Genomic DNA, 18360 nt, shown 5'->3' on the forward strand with positions numbered 1-18360 from the left:
CAGAGGAAAGGCGCACTCGCTTTGTCAAAAAGGCCCGTCAGGGCCTTTTTTCATGGAATGTCACCGATTCACAGCGGTTTTTGCCACAGGCTGAGCAGCAGATCCTGCTCGAGGGCGTCGGGCCCCTGGTGGGTGAAGGCGTGGCGCTGCTCGCCGCTGGCACGCCAGCCGAGGCGACTGGTCTCCAGAATGTGCTCGCGCAGGCCCTGATCCAGCGCCGTACTGAACTGTGCGCGTTGCTGGGCAACACTGACAAGCCCGGTGAGGGCGGGCCAACTCAGGGGATGTTCCATGCTCACCGGATTGAGGCTGACGCGCAATTGCCACTGATGGCGAGGGCCTGGCTGCACGTGGAGCAGATAGCCGCCCGGCGCCAGCCAGCTGACCAGGAGTTCCGTCTTGACCTTGAGGTCGTTGACCAGCAGCACCTGGGCCGTGCCAGGCAGTAGCGGGGCGCGCGCCGGGTCGGCGATGACGAACTGGCCTTCCGGTTGCGCCTTGTTGGCGGCGAAGATGGCATTCTTGGCCAGATCGAAACCGCCGACCTGCCAGCCGGACAGCCGCTCAGCCAGGGCGCGGCAGTAGTACCCCTCGCCACAGCCGAGGTGGACAAGCTCGCGCTCGCCAAGAGGAGCGAGCAGGTTCGCCATGGCGTCCACCAGAGGCAGTTGGTGGCCTTGTTCCAGGAAGCGGCGCTTGGCGCGCAGCAGGGCCCGGCTGTCGCTGTCCTTGGGGTTCTTCTTGCCGGGGATGAGGTCCAGATAGCCTTCCGGTGCGGGATCGAAGTGGTGCTTGTTGTCGCAATAGACCCCGCGGGAGGCGGCATGAAGGTGCAGGGGGCTGCGGCAAAGGGGGCATTGAAGGTGCATAGGAGTTCTCTTGGCGAAGGCCATGGCGGCGGGGCGTTCGGGATTATAGGGGAGAGGATCGGAAAAGGCTGCCATGGGCAGCCTTTTTATCCAACGGCGCTGTGCGGGCGCCGTCGGCGGAACCCGGTCATCGGGTACCAAACACCACTATGGTCTTGCCGTGGGCGGAGATGAGCTCCTGCTCTTCCAGCATCTTGAGGATGCGGCCGACGGTTTCACGGGAGCAGCCGACGATCTGGCCGATCTCCTGGCGGGTGATCTTGATCTGCATGCCATCCGGGTGGGTCATGGCATCCGGCTGTTTGGCCAGGTTGAGCAGGGTCTGGGCAATGCGGCCGGTCACGTCCAGGAAGGCGAGGTTGCCGACCTTCTGGCTGGTGTGCTGCAGGCGTTTGGCCATTTGACCGGATAGACGCATCAGGATGTCCGGGTTGACCTGGATCAGCTGGCGGAACTTCTTGTAGGAGATCTCGGCGACTTCGCAGGCGCCTTTGGCACGTACCCAGGCGGAACGCTCCGGATTCTCGTTCTCTTCGAACATCCCCATCTCGCCCAGGAAATCCCCCTGATTCAGGTAGGAGAGGATCATCTCCTTGCCTTCGTCATCCTTGATCAGGACGGCGACGGTGCCCTTGACGATGTAGTAGAGGGTTTCCGCTTTTTCACCGGCGTGGATCAGGGTGCTCTTGGCGGGATACTTATGAATGTGGCAATGCGACAAGAACCACTCAAGGGTGGGATCGCTTTGCGGTTTGCCAATGATCATGAGACTTCCTCTGTAGTGTCATTTTTATGGACTGTGCGTCCAGGCAAGTTGCCAAGCTTGCCATTCCTTACTCTTTGGTCGCAGTAGAATAAGAGCCTTTGCCTGTGCTGACAAGGCTTTGGGGTTTTGCCGTCCACCGGTGAGCCGCCATCTGCTGCGTCGTCCGGGGCATTCTAGGCAAGAAGAGGAGGTCGGATGTTGATTTCGATCTATTTCCCTTTGGGTCGTCGTCCGTTTCGCAGGAGAGGCTTGTCGCCGCAAAACGGGGCTTTATCGTCGGGAACGGGCAAGATCCTGGCGCATGTGCCACTCGACCCCGGCTTGAGGTATGCTATGGGCGTTAGAACCGTCGTCATTGAGAGGAAAGTGAGAGATGAAAGCCAAGGTCAGCTGGGTGGAAGGCATGAAGTTTGTGGGGGAGAGCGAGTCCGGTCATCAGGTGACCCTGGATGGCGCCAACCCGGGTGAAGGTGCCAGCCCGATGGAGATGATCCTGCTGGCTGTCGGCGGTTGCAGCTCCATCGATGTGGTCTCCATCCTGGAGAAGGCCCGTCAATCCGTGACCGCCTGCCATGTCGAACTGGAAGGGACCCGCGCCGATACCGTTCCCCGGGTATTTGAGCAGATCCACCTCAAGTTCGTGGTGACCGGCAAGGGTCTGGCGGAGAAGCAGGTCGCCCGTGCGGTGGATTTGTCCATGGAAAAATATTGTTCAGTTTCCCTGATGTTGGAAAAAGCGGTAGAAATTACCCATAGTTATCAAATCCTTGAGGGTTGACCGCTATAGTTTGTCCCGTCGATAACGCCATGACATAAGGAAAGTGCGATGAAAAAAATGATGATGTTGCTTCCCCTGTTCGGTCTGGCCGCCTGCAGCATGCCGCAGCCGACCCAGTATCAATACAGCCAGTATCAGTGCGGGGAAGAGTTGCTGGCCATCACCTATGATGCCCAGGCCGACATGGTGCAGTTCCCTTATGCCGGTGTCTATCACAAGCTGGGGCGCATCGAGTCGCCCAAAGAGACTGCCAGCTATTCCGACGGGGTGACTACCTTCTCCCGTCAGGACAAGCAGGCTACCCTGGTCAAGAGCGGTGTGACCCAGCTGACCTGCGAGTTGAAGTGACCCTGATGCCGTCACGGCGTGCATGGAAAACGGCCTGCGTGAAGCAGGCCGTTTTTGTTGAACGAGACATCAGTCTGACGGTAGCGAGCCCAGCAGCTGGGCGGCCAGTTGCTGGCTAAGCTGGCCACGGGCTTCCTCTGCGACGGGTACGTCGCTGGCGAGCTGGATGGCGCTGCTCCACACCGCTTTCTGGCTATGCCCGTCGAGCAGCACGACGGCCAGGGTCCCCTTGCGGGCATTGGCGGCGGCGTTCAGGCCCGGTGTCATGCCGAGGCGGGAGAAGATCTCGCCATCGCTCATGTCCTGGCTGCCAGCTACCCCGATGGCGACCCAGACGTCGGCCTCATCCAGGGGAACGCTGCGCCAGCCTTTGCCGTCCAGCTGCCGGATGACGGCCTGCTGTACCGGCTCGAGCCAGGGCGCGGCGCTGTTGCCCGCATACTGGAATTGTTCGGCCAGCGCATAGCGTGGTGTCGCCCCGTAGGTCCAATGCTCCGCCGGGCGAACCACCATGGTGCCCGTTTCGACCGTGGGTGCGGCGGGGCCGGAGCTGCAACCCCCCAGCAGGGTTGCCAGCATGAATGAGAGAAGTGCAGCGCGCATCGTTAAGCTCCTTGGCTCAGGTGATCTTGCCCGTTTCGATCAGTTGCTGGATCAGGGGGCGCAGGATCAGTTCCATTGCGAAGCCCATCTTGCCACCCGGCACGACGATGGTGTTCATCCTGGACATGAAGGCGCCGTCAATCATCGACAGCAGGTAGGGGAAGTCCACCTGCTTGATGCCCCGAAACCTGATCACCAGCATACTCTCGTCCAGGCTGGGTATCACCTTGGCGCTGAAGGGGTTGGAAGTATCGACGGTCGGCACCCGCTGGAAGTTGATGTGGGTGCGGGAGAACTGCGGCGTGATGAAGTTGATGTAGTCGTCCATGGAACGCACGATGGAGTCGGTCACCGCCTCGCGGGAGTGGCCGCGTTCCGAGGTGTCGCGAATGAGCTTCTGGATCCACTCCAGGTTGACGATGGGCACCACGCCGATGAGAAAGTCCACGTGCCGCGCCACGTTGTGCTCCCCCGTGACCACGCCGCCATGCAGTCCTTCGTAGAACAGCAGATCCGTCTCGCCGGGCAGCTCCTGCCAGGGCGTGAAGGTGCCCGGCATCTGGTTGAAAGGCACCGCCTCGTCGAAGCTGTGCAGATAGCGCCGATACTGGCCGGTGCCGCTCTGGCCATACTCCTGGAAAAAGGACTCCAGCAGACCGAAGTCGTTGGCCTCCGGGCCGAAGTAGCTGATATGCCGCCCCTGCTCCCGGGCCTTGCGGATAGCCACGTCCATCTCGGGCCTGGTGTAGCGGTGAAAACTGTCCCCCTCGACCACGGCCGCCTTGTATCCAAGCTGGTGGAACATGGAGCGAAAGGCGTTGGTGGAGGTGGAAGTACCGGCACCGGACGAACCGGTGACCGCGATGATGGGATGCTTGGCCGACATAGAATTCTCTCTTCCTTGGGAGTTCCGTTATAAGGGGTGGCCCAAAGTGCGGTCAAGTGCGCCGTCATCCTCCCGCTGCCCCCACGCTTCCCGGCAATAGCTGTGAACAAGGGCTGCCCTGTGCTCTGGGTACGTTGGAATAGGTGCTGCTGGGTGGCGAACTGGTCATGCGGCCTGATGGTGCGAGTTGGATAGGGGGAGGGCGGGGTGAGCCGCCCGATAAGCCGTGACCGCGTTACGCTTGGGGGAAGTCGTCAGTGGGTGACTTGCTTAAATGAGTCTTTGGGACGACATTGACACTTTCGTGCAGCTCGCTGTAGACAAGCACGGCGCTACCTTGTAGCAATTGTTGCCTGACTGCTTCGACCTTGTCGGTCAGGCTGACATCCTGTTCACCGTATTCGGTGCCTTCTTGCAGCACAAAGTGTTCGAGCAGGTTGGTGAGGGTGTCCGGCTCCAGTTCTTGCCAGGGGATAATCATGATTTCATCTTCACTCAGTGGGTTGCGGATATTGTCGGTGTCTGGTCGGCAAGCGCAAGGGATTTGTCTCGTTTTGGACGAGGGGTGCCATGCAATCCATTGACGCACGCCGACCCTCCAGTCAATTCGAACAGCACCTGTTCGATGCCCGCCGCCGCGCCCTGAGCGCCGGTTTGCGCTGGTACTGGGTCATCAATCTCATCGCCCTCGTATTTCTGCTGACCCGCTTCTACATCTATCGGGATGCACACCTGGTACTGGTCGGCAACCTGCCCTGGTCCTACAAATGGCAGCTCTTTGCCATGATAGGTGTTGGCCTGCTGCTGCCGCTCGGGTGGGGCTGGCTCTCCCGTCAATCCCATGCCATCTGGCTGGTGTCCCTGTGCGTCTGTGCCCTGGCCTGGGGGCTGGCCTGGGCCATGGTGGGTTACACCATCTCGATCGTCGACTTGAAGGGGGGCTTCAGTTTCATTTTCAACATGGTCAGTCTGTTGCTGCTGACCGGTCTCGTCGCCGCGTATTGCGATGTGCGGCTGTTTTACGCACTGGTTTCTGTCCCCCTGCTGTTCTTGTTGGTGAGAGCCTCCTGGAGTCCTGAGCCCTTTGTTCTGGTCAACACCATCGTGGTCGGGGTCTTGCTGGTGGTGCTGGAGACGGGGCGGCGCATGCTCAACGGCTGGTTCGAGCTTGCGGTGTCAAGGGAACACGACAACCTGATGCTGGCAAACAAGATGAATGCCATGGCCAACCGGGATCCCCTGACCGGCATAGCCAACCGTCGCCACTTCGATCAGGCGTGCAAGCGTGCCATTGCGCAAGGCACCACCCAGGATGTACCGCTCACCGTGATCCTGCTCGATGTGGATTTCTTCAAGCGCTACAACGATCGCTATGGTCATCAGGCGGGGGATGAGTGCCTGATCCTGGTGGCTGAGTGCCTGGAGGAGAGTGTGCGGGAGCCCGGCGATCTGGTGGCGCGCTACGGGGGAGAGGAGTTCGTGGTGTTGCTGCAGGAGACGACGCTGGCCGGTGGCCAGGAGGTGGCGGAGCGCATTCGCGCCACTCTGGCGGCCAGGGCTCTGCCCCATGAGGATTCCGACGTAGCCCCCCACCTCACCCTGAGCCAGGGGATAGCCCAGTGGCGAGCCGGGGAGAGCCTCGTCATGCTGCTCGAGCGGGTCGATGGCGCCCTCTATCAGGCCAAGGAAGAGGGGCGCAACGGTTACCGGTTCGCGCCCTGAGTCTGTTCCCGCAACCACTGGCTGATGCGCTCATCCAGCCAGAAGCGGGGGCGCCAGGGAGAGCCGTGCAGGAAGCCCACGTGGCCGCCCTGGCGGCTCAGCTCGTAGCGCACCAGAGGGGAGAGCTGCTCCGCCGTCGGAATGACGGCATCGGTCATGAAGGGATCGTCGGCGGCGTGAATGACGAGGGTCGGGATGGGAATGCGGGCCAGCAGGCTCAGGCCGGAGCAGGTCTGGTAGTAGTGATCTGCGCTTTCGAAACCATGGAGCGGTGCCGTCACCAGCTCGTCGAACTCCCTCAGTGTGGCGATGCGGGTGATCTGGGCCGGCTGCCAGCGCGCCCGTGCCGCGCTCTGGCGCCGGATCTTGCTTTGCAGGTTGGTTCGCATGGTGCGCAGCAGGTAGTTCTGATAGACCCGTGAGAAGCCCTGATTGACCCGATCGGCACAGCTTGCCAGTTGCAGCGGGGCCGACACTACCACCGCCGCCTTCAATGGTGCCGGGCAGGCCCGCGCCAGCAGATTGACCAGCATGTTGCCCCCCAGGGAATAGCCGATGGCGACCAGGGGACGGCCAGGAAAACGCCGCCCCAGCTCGGCAATCACCGCCTGGGCGTCCTCGATGGCGCCTGAGTGATAGGCCTGCAGCAGCCGATTCGGCTCGCCACTGCACCCCCGAAAGTGCATCAGCACCGCCTCGTTCCCTTGCCGCTGCAGGTGGGCAAAGAGCCCCTTGGCATAGTGGGAGTGAATGCTCCCCTCCAGTCCGTGGAACACCACCACCAGGGGTTGTTCATCCTGGCCGGGTTCGCCGCTCCAGGCCAGATCAACGAAATCGCCGTCCGGAAGTTCGAAGCGCTCCTGGATGAAGCGGGCAGGCGAGCGGCGCAGCCACTTGGGCAAAATGGTTTGCAGATGGGGGTTGCGGGCCCACCAGGGGGCGTGAAAGTGGCTTTCTGTCAACATGCAACGACTCGGAAGAGCAGGGAGGAAAAGGGGGCGGCGAGCCCTTGGCTCGCCGCGACATCAGGCCATCAGACGATCGTGGTGCTCGGCGCCGCGCAGCATGGCCTGGATCAGTTCGTTGGCTTCAAACTTGGTGAGCGCCTCGTGGGCGCCGACCTGATGGGCCCGCTCCACGCTGATCTCGCTGGAGAGGGAGGTGTGCAGGATGATGTAGGCTCCCGCCAGCTTGGCATCGCTCTGCACCTCGAAGGCCAGCTCGTAACCATCCAGTCCCGGCATCTCGATATCGCTCACCAGGATGTCGATCCGCGTGCCCTGGGAGACCCGGGTCTGCATCAGGGTGAGGGCGTCGCGTCCGTTGGTGCAGACCTCGTAGGGGATGTTGATGTAATCGAGCGCCGCCATGAGCTGGCGACGGGCGACAGAGGAGTCGTCTACCAGCAGGATCCGCATCGGCTTGAGCCGCTCGCGCTGCACGTCGGTCAGCACGGGGTAGAGATGGCTGGGATCGTCCGGATAGACCCGCGACAGGATGAGTTCCACATCCAGCAACTGGATCAACTGATCTCCCACCCGGGTCACGCCGGTGACGAAGACGTTCTGTCCCAAGGAGGGAGGGGGCGGTTCGATGTCACGCCAGTTGCACTCGGTGATCTTGTCGATGCCCCGCACCAGAAAGCCCACCAGGGTGCGGCGGCAATCGGTGATGATGATGAAGCAGTGGGGCATCTCCTCCCGGGTGATGGGGCGGTAGCCCACGGCCATTGCCATGTCGATCACCGGGATGGTGGTGCCGCGCATGCTGGCGGCACCGAGCACGGTGGGATGGGATTGTGGCAGGGCGGTGAGCTGGGTGTAGGGCACGATCTCCTTCACCTTGAGGGTACCGATGGCGAAGGATTGTCTGGCAGAGAGGTGGAACAGCAACATGCCCTGGGATTGGTTGGCCTTGCTCGTCATGGCGGATGTCCTGTTGATCTAGTCGGTGACGGTCAATCGGGTGTTCAGCATAAAGGATGGTGACATGAATGACTCCTTTGTTGTTAGCGGCGGTGAGCCGCAAAACTGGATTTCTTTTGCCATCCTTTTATGCCTCTCTTATCGGGTCGCGGACGGCTGAGGGGAGAGGGGCGCCCCGAGCCATTGCAGATGAGCCTCGGCCAGCGCGCTTTCATCCCGATAACCCAGCCTGCTCACCACCTGTGACGGTGTGCTGCCGCTTCGCAGCAGGCGAATCCCCTGCAACAGTTGCCACTGATCCTGCAGTGCCTGGGCGTGCGGGCCCTCGAGACCGCGAGTGCCCAGCAGGGTCTGCCAGGCAGCCACGCTATCCGGCTGTGCTCTGGCCAGGGCTTGCCAGGCATCTTGCAGTGCCTGATCCCCCAGTGACGAGATGGTGCAGCCATGCAACTCATCCCCCACCACTTGCAGTCGCTGCCCATAGGGGCCTTGCCAGTCTCGGGGGCGTGACCAGGCCGCCAGGCTGTCCAGCAGTGCGTCCATCAACGGGTTTGCCTGCAACCAGCCAGCCTGGGCGGGCTGGGGCACCCGCACGGAGCAGGCCAGCAGATCATGCTGGCAGTCAGCCAGAGGGGTGAAGGCGGCGAGGGCATCGGCACAGAGCCAGAAGTGGCTGCCAGGTGTCAGCAGCAGCTCATGGGCACCCAATTTCAGCAGCGCCGCCCCCTGGGTGACGCGCAGCAATTGGCCCATGGGGGAGCGCTTGCGGGGGCCGACCTGAAGGGTGGAAGTGGAAAAATGCTGATATTCGATGGCGTGATGCATGTAAAAACCCTGATATGATGCTGCCTGGAGGTAACAAAAATGGAAACCAGACGTAAAAAGCGCTTCATTGCCGGGGCGGTTTGCCCGGCGTGCGGCAAGATGGACACCATGATGCTGTATATGGAGCATGGAGTCGAGAAGGTGACCTGTGTCGAGTGCGGGGATACCCAGGTGCAGACCCAGGAGCAGGTGGACAAGGCCACGCGTGAGGCGGAGCAGGTGATAGGGGTGTTTCGTCCCGAGTGAGGGACATGCCTCAAGGTGATGGTACGCCGGTCAGGCGGGTCGCTGTTGATGACTTTTTCATCATATTGAAGCCGGGCCGACCATATGCTTGTCTGCCTTTTTGAGGTATTCTGAGCCCGTTTTTTTCTATCCGCAGGATCCCTGACATGAAAGTAGCTCCCCTGAGCGTGGTTACGCTGGAATACACGGTCACCGACGAACACGGTGAAGTCATCGACACCACTGTCGGTAAAGAGCCGCTGGTGTATCTGCACGGTACCCGTTACCTGGTCTCCGGCCTCGAAGCCGAGCTGGAAGGTCGCAGCGTGGGCGAGGCGTTCGACGTCACCCTGACGCCGAACCAGGCCTATGGCGAGTACGACGAGAATCTGGTGCAGGAAGTGCCCGGCGAGCTGTTCGACGGTATGGAAGTGTCTGAAGGGGATACTTTTGTGGCCGAGACCGACGATGGTCACCGTCCGGTGACCGTCATCGAGGTGTCCGAGGAGTTCATCAAGGTGGACGGCAACCATCCCCTGGCTGGCGTGACCCTGGGCTTCAAGGTCGAGATCAAGGACGTGCGTGCCGCGACCGCCGAAGAGCTGGCCCATGGCCATGTGCACGGCGCTGGTGGCTGCGGTCACGATCATGGTCATGACCATGATCACGGCCATGATCACGATCATGACCACGGTGGCTGCTGTGGCGGCCATGGTCACAGCCATGCACACGATCACGGCGACGATCACGGTCACGGTGGTTGCTGCGGTGGTGGTGGTTGTGGTGGCAAGGGCCATCAGCACTGATCACGGCCTGGCCGATGATAAAAAAACCCGCGCATGGCGCGGGTTTTTTTATGGCTGGCACTCATCAGTAGTGCGGTGGCGGCGTCTCTTCGGCCATGCTGGCGATCTGGCTCGGCTGTACGCTCTGCAATTTATCCACCAGTAGATGGATCTGGTGTTTGAGCCGGTCCAGCTCGCGACCCTGGGTGGTGACCTCGTCGTTGAGCTGCTCCACCGTGTATTCGGCAAAGGCGAGGCGGCTTTCCAGGGTTTCGAGGCGTTCGTTTAGTTGCTGACTCATGGGCCTTTTGGTCCTTACTTGATAGTCCAGATTTCAGCCAGGCCACTGGAGCTGGCACTGACGAGGTGGTCATTGTCGCGCAAAGCCACGCCATAGACCACAGCGCTCGGCGGTTTCACCTTGGGATGGGGCGAGACGCGCCAGCTCTGCAACGGCTGGCCGTCACTCACCTGCCACAGAGTGAGCTGGCGGGAGGGGGCGCCGGTGATGAGCCAGTTGCCGCCGTTGGCAAAGCGGGCGCTGGTGTAGACCTCGAAGCGGTGATCGTATTGCAACCGGCTGTGCTCCTTGCCGGTTTTGAGATCCCAGATGCTGGCCTGGCGACTGTCTGCGGTGAAGGCGAAGCGTCCGGACGGATCCAGTCTCGCCATCACGACTCGCCCGGCGTGGTTGAAGCGCCACACCACCTGGCCCGTGCGGGTATCCCACAGATAGGCGCTGTAATCGTTGCCGCCAGTGAGGGCATAGCGACCGTTGGGGGAGAGATCCACCGTGTTGACCTGTTCGGTGTGGCCGAGAAATTGCAGCCGGCGTCCGGTCTGGGTGTCGACCACTTCCGCCTTGCCGTCTTCACGGCCGATGAGCACCCGGCGGCCATCCGCCGAGATCGCCGCATCGCGCAGGCGGGATTCTGGCAGGGAGTAGTAGCCCTGGGAGCGGCCATCCTGCAAGCGCCAGATGGCGAAGGTGTGCTGGGTGGCGGTGATGGCATGGCTGTCATCGGGAGAGAAGCGGGTCAGGGTGACGAACTCCTCCTGGTCGTCGCTCTGGCGCCAGCGCCAGCGCTCCTTGCCCTGTTCAAGATCCCACACCACAGTGCCCTGACCCAGGCTGGAGACGAGCGCGAGCTTGCCGGAACTGGCGAGATCCGCGCTCAGCAGACCCTGGTTGGCGAGGCGGATCTGCTGGCTGGGAAGTGAGCGTTGTTCGCACCCCGTCAGCATCAGGCAAATACCGATGAGATAAATGGCACTTTTGATCATTTTTCCTGTCTCATGCTTTCGTTACCTGCGATCACGGCGTTAGTATAAGGCGCTTATCACGATAAACCTCTCATTTCACGAAGGAACCGAGAGCGGTATTTAGAGTTTTGGAGAAACTGATGAACAATTTTCTGAAGGTGTCCCTGTTGGCTGCGGCGGTTGCCGTCGGTCTGACTGCTTGCCAAAAAGATGAGAAACCTGCTGCTACCAACACCGCAGAGGTCAAGGCAGAAGCCAGCAAGCCGGCAGAGGCCCCCAAGGCTGAGGCCAAGAGCTTTGAAGAGCAATCCGGCTATGCGATCGGCCTCTCCATGGGTCGTTATATCGCCAATACCCTGGAGCGCCAGCAGGAGCTCGGCATCAAGCTGGACAACACCGTGATCCTAAAGGGTGTCACCGACGGTCTGGGCAAAGAAGCCAAGATGACCGACGAGGAGATCCAGAAGGTTCTGCAGGAATACGACGCCAAGATCAACGAGCTGACCAAGGCGAAGGCCGACAAGGATGCCGTGGAAAACCTGAAGAAGGGTGAAGAGTTCCTGGCTGCCAACGCCAAGAAAGAGGGCGTGAAGAGCACCGAGTCCGGCCTGCAATATCAGGTCGAGAAGATGGGTGACGGCGCCAAGCCGAAGGCCACCGACATCGTCAAGGTGCACTACACCGGTACCCTGACCGACGGCACCAAGTTTGACAGCTCCGTCGATCGCGGCGAGCCGGCTACCTTCCCGCTCAACCAGGTGATCCCGGGCTGGACCGAAGGGGTGCAACTGATGCCGGTCGGCTCCAAGTTCAAGTTCTTCCTGCCGTCCAAGCTGGCCTATGGCGAGCACGGTGCAGGTTCCATCCCGGCCAACGCCGTGCTGGTATTTGACGTAGAGCTGCTGGCCATCGAAAAACCGGCTGCCGATGGCGACAACGCCAAGAAATAAGCTCAAAGCACCATAAAAACGGCTCCCCAGGGAGCCGTTTTTGCTTGTGTATTGTCGCAATCCCCCGGATAAAGCGATGAGGCCGTCTTGAGTGTGTGGCGGCTAGCCCCCAGAATAGACAACAAAATCAAGCGCAAGGATGGATCTCGTGGCTGAAAGCAAACCCCGTGTCCTGTTGGTGGAAGATACCCGCAGTCTGGCGGTCGTCTATGAGCAGTATCTGGCCCAGGATGGCTACGAGGTGCAGCTGGCAGATTGTGGCCAGCAGGCTTTGGCACAATTGCTGGCAAGCCCGCCCCCCGTGGTGCTGCTCGACCTGGAGTTGCCCGACATGTCCGGCATGGACATCTTGCAGCAGATCACGGAGCGGCAACTGCCCTGTTCCGTGGTGGTGATCACCGCTCACGGCTCGGTGGATGTGGCGGTGGAGGCGATGCGGTTCGGGGCCTTCGATTTTCTCACCAAGCCGTTCGATGGCAAGCGCCTGTGCGCCACGGCGCGCAATGCCCTGAAGCACCAGCAACTCAGCTCGCTGGTGGCCCAGTATCGGGAAAACTTCGAGCGCAGCTCCTTTGCCGGTTTCATTGGCGCCTCCATGGCGATGCAGGCGGTCTATCGCATCATCGAGAGCGCGGCGCCGAGCAAGGCCACCGTCTTCATCACTGGCGAGAGCGGCACCGGCAAGGAGGTGTGCGCCGAGGCCATCCACCAGTGCAGCCCGCGTCGGGATCAGCCCTTCATCGCCCTCAACTGCGCCGCCATTCCCCATGACCTGATGGAGAGCGAGATCTTCGGCCACGTGAAGGGGTCGTTTACCGGTGCCCAGGGGGATCGCAAAGGGGCGGCCAGTCTGGCGGACGGCGGCACCCTCTTCCTCGACGAGATTTGCGAGATGGATCTCGACCTGCAGAGCAAGCTGCTGCGTTTCATCCAGACCGGCACCCTGCAGCGGGTCGGCAGCGGCAAGCTGGAGACGGTGGATGTGCGCTTTGTCTGCGCCACCAACCGGGATCCCCTGGTGGAGGTCAAGGCCGGACGGTTTCGTGAAGACCTTTACTACCGCCTGCACGTGATCCCGCTGGCGCTGCCCCCCCTGAGGGAGCGGGGAGAGGACATACTGCTGCTGGCCCGGGAGTTGCTGCTGCGTTATGCCGGTGAGGAGAACAAGCGGTTCAGGGACTTTGATGCGGACGCAGTGCAGGTGCTGCTCGACTACCCCTGGCCCGGCAACGTGCGAGAGCTGCAAAACGTGGTGCGCAACATAGTCGTGCTCAACGATGGCGAGCTGGTGAGCCCGGATATCCTGCCACCTCCCCTCAACGGGGGGCGTACCCAGGCCCCGGAGCCTGTGGTCGGGATCGCGGATCCCCAGTCAGAACCCGTCGTCGTTCGCAGGCAGGTCCGTCCGCTCTGGCAGGTGGAAAAGGAGGCCATCGAACAGGCCATCGCCAGTTGTGACGGCAACATCCCCAAGGCGGCGGCCCTGCTGGAAATAAGCCCTTCCACGATTTATCGCAAGAAGCAGAGCTGGGAAGAGGCGAGTCCGGCCTGAGCCGTCATCCCTGCTCCCGGGCAGACATGCTGATGTGCGGGGCGGCCAATTGGCTGCCCCGCATGCTTATCAGAGTTTGGCGAGCAGCTTGAGCCTGGCCAGCCGTTCTGCCTCGTTGGCGGTGAACCAGCCATCCTGTGACAGCAGAAACCAGGCGCGGGCAAAGTACTCGGTCGCCGCGGGATCATTGAGCACGAGTGCATTCTCCCCCAGCTCCTCGAACACATAGCCATCCTCGGGGGTGCCTGCGGCGGCCATGTCGTCGCGCAACTGCGCCAGTTCGGCCATGGCCTGTTCATGGCGATCCTGGGCCCGGCTCAGGCGCGCCAGACTCCAGCGGGCGATAAAGGCTTTGCCCTGGTTGTTGTGCTGCTCGTGCCAGGCCAGGCACTTTTGCTGACAGGCGATGGCCTCGTCGAGGCGACCCAGCTCGAACAGGGTCCAGCCCTGATTGTTATAGAGGGTGGCGAGCCAGCCTCGCGCCCGCTTGTCGTGACTGCGCTCGGCCAGGGTCATCGCCAGCTGGTGCCAGTGGCTCTGCTCCTCCAGGGGGGCGGCGATGGCCACCATGTGGGCCGCATCGATGGCCAGATAGTGCTCTTCGTACTGCTCTCCCAGTTGCCAGGCCTGTTCAAACAGGGCTCTGGCGCTGGCCTTGTCACCGGCGGAGTTGAAGGTGCGGCCACGCTCCAGCAAGGCGCGCAGGCGGGCCCGGGGAGTCGCCTCGGTGAGGCGGGGTTCTATCTCGTCGAGCAGTTGGTGCGCCTGTGCAAACTGGCGTTGCAGCGAATGGGTACGGGCTATCTGGGTGAGGAGCTCCAGCTCCCATTGCAGGTTGGTGGCACGCGCCTCGGGCAGCAGTGCTTGAAAACGCTGGGCGCTGGCAACGGGATCCTGATAATCCCACAGCGCCATGAAATCGGGCGGATTGTTCATCTGGCCTCCATGCCGGTTATCCGCCCACCAAGATGCCTGAAGGCCATTCTTTGTACAAGAAGGGGGGCTGGCGCCATCGTGACGCCAGCGTTTGCCGATCAGTAGACCATGGCAAGGCTCATCAGCATCAGACCCAGGGCGGCAAAGGCTCCCTCCTTGATAGCCAGGCGCGGTACCAGTGCCTTGGGCAGGGCAGGGAACAGGCTCAGGGCAAAGCCGAACCCCGGCATCAGCCAGTGGAAAGCAGGGCTTCGCAGGGCGGGATCCGCAGCGCCATTGATGACGATGAGCAGGATAAAGAGAGTGAAGGCGGGCAGGATAAACCAGCGGGCATGGCCGGCGGCAACCGCCCGCAGTGGCGAGATGCGATAGAGCACCAGGGTCACGAGGAAGAGGGCGAGGGGAGCCAGCAGATAGAGCGGGGCCGGGTTCATGATGAGGGTCTCCTGACAAGGGGGGCAGAGTGTAGGCAGTCCGGGTGGGGAATGACCAGTCCCCCGCGCCCGGGCTGTGAAGCGGATCGCAGGGCAAAGGTTTGCCTGGGCAGGATCAGCGGAACCAGAACCAGAGCACGGCAAATACCAGCCAGCTCAGCACCAGCAGGATCCAGGGCAGCGGGTGCTGGCGGGTGAGCTCGATGACCTCGGCTTCGCTCTCCTCTTCCCGTGTCTCTTGGGAAGAGTGCCTGGCTTTGGCTTGCAGTTTCTTCTGGCGGCTGGCCTCGCGGGCCTTCGCTTTCATCTGTTTCTTGTATTCGTCTATGCCCTTCTGGATCCCCTGGGCGATGAGCTGGGTTTGCTCCTTGGTCTGCCCCGGCTTCTGGTTGGCACGGGCGATCTTCATCGCCTCCTGCTGGGTTTCGGGGGAAATTTTGTCGTACTTGGCCATTCCAGGCACTCCTTGGCATTGATTGGCGGGCAGTATGCCATAACCGTTACCGGCGGGCTGCCATCATGGGGGAAATTGCTCTGTGAGTGGGGGGCCTCTGTTCCAAATAGGGGAAACAGGTTGCGTGGATGATCACATTTGGCGGAATTTGTGAGTCGCCGATGAAAAACCGTCACATGTTGTTTGTTATATTACCGCCCGATCCTGGATAGGGTCGTCCAATAACAAAATAACAAGGTGATATGGAAATGAATTATAAATTTGTCAAAGGAAGTATCGCACTGGCAGTGCTTGCCGCATTGAGCGGCTGCAATACCTCAAGCAACGACAGCGTCGCCCCCTGCACCGAAAATGTCTGCAAGCTGACCATTTTGCATACCAATGATACCCACGGTCGTTTCTGGCACAACGACAAGGGCGAATATGGCATGGCGGCCCAGAAGACCCTGGTCGAGCGGCTGCGTGCCGAGGCGAAAGCGGCGGGCAGCGAAGTGCTGGTGCTCTCCGGCGGTGACGTCAATACCGGGGTGCCAGAGTCGGATCTGCAGGATGCAGAGCCGGACTTCATGGCCATGAACAGCATCCGTTACGATGCCATGGCGGTGGGCAACCACGAGTTCGACAACCCCCTGACCATCCTCGAGAAACAGCGCCAGTGGGCCCAGTTCCCGATGATCTCCGCCAACATCTATGACAAGACGAGCGGCAAGCGCTACTTCGATCCCTACAAGGTGTTCAAGCTGGAGAGCGGCCTCAAGGTCGCCGTTCTGGGTCTGACCACAGAGGACACCGCCCAGCTGGTGGATCCCAACAACGTCCAGACCCTCGAGTTCCGCGATCCGACCACGGAAGCCGCCAATCTCGGCAAGCAGATCCGCGACAACAAAGAGGCGAACCTGGTTCTTGCCATCACCCACATGGGCCATTACGAGAATGGTCAGCACGGCAGCAACGCACCGGGTGACGTGGAAATGGCCCGTGCGCTGCCGGCAGGCACCCTGGACGCCATCATCGGTGGTCACTCCCAGAACCCGGTCTGCATGGAGCCGGGCACCCCGGACAAGTACGCCGACTTCAAGCCGGGCGACGATTGCCAGCCGGATCAGCAGAACGGCACCTGGATCATGCAGGCTCACGAGTGGGGCAAGTATGTGGGTCGTGCCCAGTTTGACTATCAGAATGGCAAGCTGACCCTGACCCAGTACGATCTGATCCCGGTCAACCTGAAGAACGCGGACGGTGATTTCATTCAGGAAGAGATCGTCAAGGATCCCGAGCTCTACAACACCCTGCTCACCTATCAGGAGAAGGGACAGCAGGAGCTGGGTGTGGTCATCGGTGCCACCGATGGCGTACTGGACGGTGAGCGCGCCAACGTGCGCAACAAGCAGACCAACCTGGGTCGTCTCATCACCACCGCGACTGCCGAGAAGCTGAGCACCGACTTTGGCATCGTCAACTCCGGCGGAGTGCGTGCCTCCATCGCGGCAGGGGACATCAGCTACCGTGACGTGCTGACCGTGCATCCGTTCGGCAACACCGTCAACAAGGCGACCATGAGCGGCAACGAGCTGCTGACCTACCTGGGTCAGGTCGCGACCAAGACCGCCAATACCGGTGGCTATGCCCAGTTCGGCGGCATCAAGATGACGGTGGATTGCCAGGCCAAGAGCGTGGACATCGCCACCATCGGCGGGAAGGCCTTCGATCCGGCAGCAACCTACAGCTTCTCCATCCCGAGCTTCAGCGCGGCCGGTGGTGACGGTTATCCGAAGATCGACACCATCAATGCCGGTCTGGTGGATGCCGGTGTGCTGAAGGATTATATCGCGGCGAAGAAGACCATTCAGGTCGCCGATTATCAGCCGGCCGGCGAGGTCAGCTATATCAACTCCACCTCGGTAGAGGGTTGCAAATAATCCCTGCACCCCGAGCCAATAAAAAAGAGAGGCAGCCATGGCTGCCTCTCTTTTTATTTTCAATATCATCAGCAGTGTCTCTCGGGAAATATATCCTGCTACGGGAAGCTGCCCCGAAATAGGGCATGACACGATCTGATGGCAATAAAAGGCGACCCTGAGGTCGCCTTTATCATGCTTGCCGGAGGAGCGTGCTTAGAGCTGCTCGATGCCGACGATATGCCAGGGGGCATTGTCCTTGGCGAGATCACGCTCGAGGTGCCACACCTCCTTGATGTCCTCCTCGACCTGCTCCTGACGGTCCATGTAGCGGCCGCTGAAGCGCACGCTCACCTGGGCCCAGTCGCTGCCGTAGTCGGCACGGACCAGCTGGGTGTCCACGTACATCACCTCGGTGTGCTGCTCACCGGAGAGCTCGGCTCGTTCGGCCTTGAGGTGCTCGAACAGCTCGGGGCTCACGTACTCGCGGATCTTCTCCAGGTCGTTCTTGTTCCAGGCCTCTTGCAGGGTGCGGTAGTGATCGCGGGCGCCGGCCAGGAAGCCGTTCATGTCAAAGCCCGGGGGCAGACGGAAGGGCACGTCGCTGTCGGCAAAACCGGTGGCCTGCGGGGCGCTGTGGCTTTGCTCGAACTGCTGGGGGGCCGCGCTCTGGGGCGGTTGATAGCCCGCATAGGCCGTCTGTGGCTGGGCCGCTGCCGCCTTGTTCCTGCGCAGGGCTCGGAACAGGAAGACACCGCCCAGTGCCAGCAGGGCGATCAGCAGGAAGTCCATCCCTTGCAGACCTTCGAAGGCACCGCTTCCCAGCAGGTAGGCGAACAGGCCGCCGGCCAGCAGACCACCCAGCAGGCCGCCCATCATGCCGCCTTTCTTGGGTGCCTGGGCGCCCACTGTCGGGTTCTTGGTGTCGACCGGCTTGGCCGCAGGTTGGGCCGGGGCCGTCTTGTAGCTCTTGCCAAAGGATTTGCCGCCACCAAGTTTTTTGGCCTCGGCGATGGGTGCCCCAAGGCCAATGGCCAGGATCAGGGCAAACAGGGTCAGCATCTTTTTCATTTTGACTCTTTCACTCTCATGTAGGTGGGGGCATGCTCTGCTTGTGCAAGCTCAGCGAGGCGCATGGCAG

General features: G+C 61.3%; 22 protein-coding genes. 8 read left to right on the forward strand and 14 right to left on the reverse strand.

Features of this window, described 5'->3' with window-relative positions; genetic code table 11:
- Positions 1-68 precede the first annotated feature (68 nt).
- Positions 69-869, reverse strand: coding sequence for a putative RNA methyltransferase (locus I6L48_RS08370; protein WP_113069754.1), 801 nt, complete (start codon positions 867-869; stop codon positions 69-71).
- Positions 870-996: 127 nt separating this feature from the next.
- Complete coding sequence (crp, locus tag I6L48_RS08375) at positions 997-1635, reverse strand: cAMP-activated global transcriptional regulator CRP (protein ID WP_010673237.1); 639 nt, start codon at positions 1633-1635, stop codon at positions 997-999.
- 373 nt (positions 1636-2008) lie between these two features.
- Between crp and I6L48_RS08380 the strand changes: the two genes are divergently transcribed.
- Both I6L48_RS08380 and I6L48_RS08385 read left to right on the forward strand, forming a co-directional pair.
- Positions 2009-2413, forward strand: coding sequence for an OsmC family protein (locus tag I6L48_RS08380; RefSeq protein ID WP_010673238.1), 405 nt, complete (start codon positions 2009-2011; stop codon positions 2411-2413).
- 48 nt (positions 2414-2461) lie between these two features.
- Positions 2462-2761 (forward strand): hypothetical protein, encoded by a 300-nt coding sequence (locus I6L48_RS08385; protein WP_010673239.1) that lies wholly within the window; start codon positions 2462-2464, stop codon positions 2759-2761.
- Positions 2762-2830: 69 nt separating this feature from the next.
- On the opposite strand, the gene I6L48_RS08390 is transcribed toward I6L48_RS08385, so the two are convergent.
- The 3 genes from I6L48_RS08390 to I6L48_RS08400 form a co-directional block, all read right to left on the reverse strand.
- Positions 2831-3364 carry a lipoprotein gene (locus I6L48_RS08390; protein WP_048208269.1) on the reverse strand — a complete coding sequence of 178 codons (534 nt, stop codon included), beginning with the start codon at positions 3362-3364 and terminating at the stop codon, positions 2831-2833.
- Positions 3365-3380: 16 nt separating this feature from the next.
- Positions 3381-4250 (reverse strand): phosphoribulokinase, encoded by an 870-nt coding sequence (locus I6L48_RS08395; RefSeq protein WP_042016805.1) that lies wholly within the window; start codon positions 4248-4250, stop codon positions 3381-3383.
- Between the two features lie 235 nt (positions 4251-4485).
- Complete coding sequence (locus tag I6L48_RS08400; RefSeq protein ID WP_010673242.1) at positions 4486-4731, reverse strand: YheU family protein; 246 nt, start codon at positions 4729-4731, stop codon at positions 4486-4488.
- 89 nt (positions 4732-4820) lie between these two features.
- Here I6L48_RS08400 and I6L48_RS08405 point away from each other — a divergent pair, with 89 nt between their 5' ends.
- On the forward strand, positions 4821-5972 hold the full coding sequence (locus I6L48_RS08405) for a GGDEF domain-containing protein (RefSeq protein WP_042864339.1): 1152 nt from the start codon (positions 4821-4823) through the stop codon (positions 5970-5972).
- On the opposite strand, the gene I6L48_RS08410 is transcribed toward I6L48_RS08405, so the two are convergent.
- From I6L48_RS08410 to I6L48_RS08420, 3 genes are all read right to left on the reverse strand, one after another.
- On the reverse strand, positions 5954-6937 hold the full coding sequence (locus I6L48_RS08410) for a hydrolase (RefSeq protein WP_113069755.1): 984 nt from the start codon (positions 6935-6937) through the stop codon (positions 5954-5956). The genes I6L48_RS08405 and I6L48_RS08410 overlap by 19 nt on opposite strands.
- Before the next feature lie 60 nt (positions 6938-6997).
- Positions 6998-7897 (reverse strand): chemotaxis protein, encoded by a 900-nt coding sequence (locus I6L48_RS08415; protein ID WP_069651814.1) that lies wholly within the window; start codon positions 7895-7897, stop codon positions 6998-7000.
- 138 nt (positions 7898-8035) lie between these two features.
- The gene (locus I6L48_RS08420; RefSeq protein WP_042881265.1) at positions 8036-8722 is read right to left on the reverse strand and encodes a hypothetical protein; all 687 of its coding nucleotides are present in this window, start codon (positions 8720-8722) and stop codon (positions 8036-8038) included.
- A gap of 39 nt (positions 8723-8761) precedes the next feature.
- Here I6L48_RS08420 and I6L48_RS08425 point away from each other — a divergent pair, with 39 nt between their 5' ends.
- The gene (locus I6L48_RS08425) at positions 8762-8968 is read left to right on the forward strand and encodes a YheV family putative zinc ribbon protein (protein ID WP_010673247.1); all 207 of its coding nucleotides are present in this window, start codon (positions 8762-8764) and stop codon (positions 8966-8968) included.
- A 146-nt stretch (positions 8969-9114) separates the two neighbouring features.
- A complete protein-coding gene (locus I6L48_RS08430; protein WP_113069756.1) occupies positions 9115-9753 on the forward strand; it encodes a peptidylprolyl isomerase in 639 nt (212 codons plus the stop codon).
- Between the two features lie 64 nt (positions 9754-9817).
- Here I6L48_RS08430 and I6L48_RS08435 read toward each other — a convergent pair whose 3' ends face one another.
- Together I6L48_RS08435 and I6L48_RS08440 are read right to left on the reverse strand one after the other, a co-directional pair.
- Positions 9818-10033, reverse strand: coding sequence for a SlyX family protein (locus tag I6L48_RS08435; protein ID WP_010673249.1), 216 nt, complete (start codon positions 10031-10033; stop codon positions 9818-9820).
- Between the two features lie 14 nt (positions 10034-10047).
- On the reverse strand, positions 10048-11016 hold the full coding sequence (locus I6L48_RS08440) for a WD40 repeat domain-containing protein (protein ID WP_113069757.1): 969 nt from the start codon (positions 11014-11016) through the stop codon (positions 10048-10050).
- A 119-nt stretch (positions 11017-11135) separates the two neighbouring features.
- Between I6L48_RS08440 and fkpA the strand changes: the two genes are divergently transcribed.
- On the forward strand, positions 11136-11945 hold the full coding sequence (fkpA, locus tag I6L48_RS08445) for an FKBP-type peptidyl-prolyl cis-trans isomerase (RefSeq protein WP_029313875.1): 810 nt from the start codon (positions 11136-11138) through the stop codon (positions 11943-11945).
- 148 nt (positions 11946-12093) lie between these two features.
- Positions 12094-13497: a sigma-54 dependent transcriptional regulator gene (locus I6L48_RS08450; protein WP_113069758.1), complete on the forward strand. Its 1404-nt coding sequence runs from the start codon at positions 12094-12096 to the stop codon at positions 13495-13497.
- A gap of 69 nt (positions 13498-13566) precedes the next feature.
- Here the strand turns inward: I6L48_RS08450 and I6L48_RS08455 are convergent, their stop codons facing one another.
- The 3 genes from I6L48_RS08455 to I6L48_RS08465 form a co-directional block, all read right to left on the reverse strand.
- On the reverse strand, positions 13567-14433 hold the full coding sequence (locus tag I6L48_RS08455) for a tetratricopeptide repeat protein (RefSeq protein WP_113069759.1): 867 nt from the start codon (positions 14431-14433) through the stop codon (positions 13567-13569).
- A gap of 98 nt (positions 14434-14531) precedes the next feature.
- Positions 14532-14867: a hypothetical protein gene (locus tag I6L48_RS08460; protein WP_010673254.1), complete on the reverse strand. Its 336-nt coding sequence runs from the start codon at positions 14865-14867 to the stop codon at positions 14532-14534.
- Positions 14868-14982: 115 nt separating this feature from the next.
- Positions 14983-15321 (reverse strand): DUF2956 domain-containing protein, encoded by a 339-nt coding sequence (locus I6L48_RS08465; protein ID WP_041211201.1) that lies wholly within the window; start codon positions 15319-15321, stop codon positions 14983-14985.
- A gap of 248 nt (positions 15322-15569) precedes the next feature.
- Between I6L48_RS08465 and ushA the strand changes: the two genes are divergently transcribed.
- Complete coding sequence (gene ushA, locus I6L48_RS08470) at positions 15570-17240, forward strand: bifunctional UDP-sugar hydrolase/5'-nucleotidase UshA (protein WP_041211202.1); 1671 nt, start codon at positions 15570-15572, stop codon at positions 17238-17240.
- Between the two features lie 195 nt (positions 17241-17435).
- Here ushA and I6L48_RS08475 read toward each other — a convergent pair whose 3' ends face one another.
- Positions 17436-18290, reverse strand: coding sequence for a Tim44 domain-containing protein (locus I6L48_RS08475; RefSeq protein ID WP_010673257.1), 855 nt, complete (start codon positions 18288-18290; stop codon positions 17436-17438).
- Between the last annotated feature and the right edge of the window lie 70 nt (positions 18291-18360).

Source organism: Aeromonas sp. FDAARGOS 1418 (genome assembly GCF_019048585.1).
Classification (GTDB): Bacteria; Pseudomonadota; Gammaproteobacteria; order Enterobacterales; family Aeromonadaceae; genus Aeromonas; species Aeromonas caviae.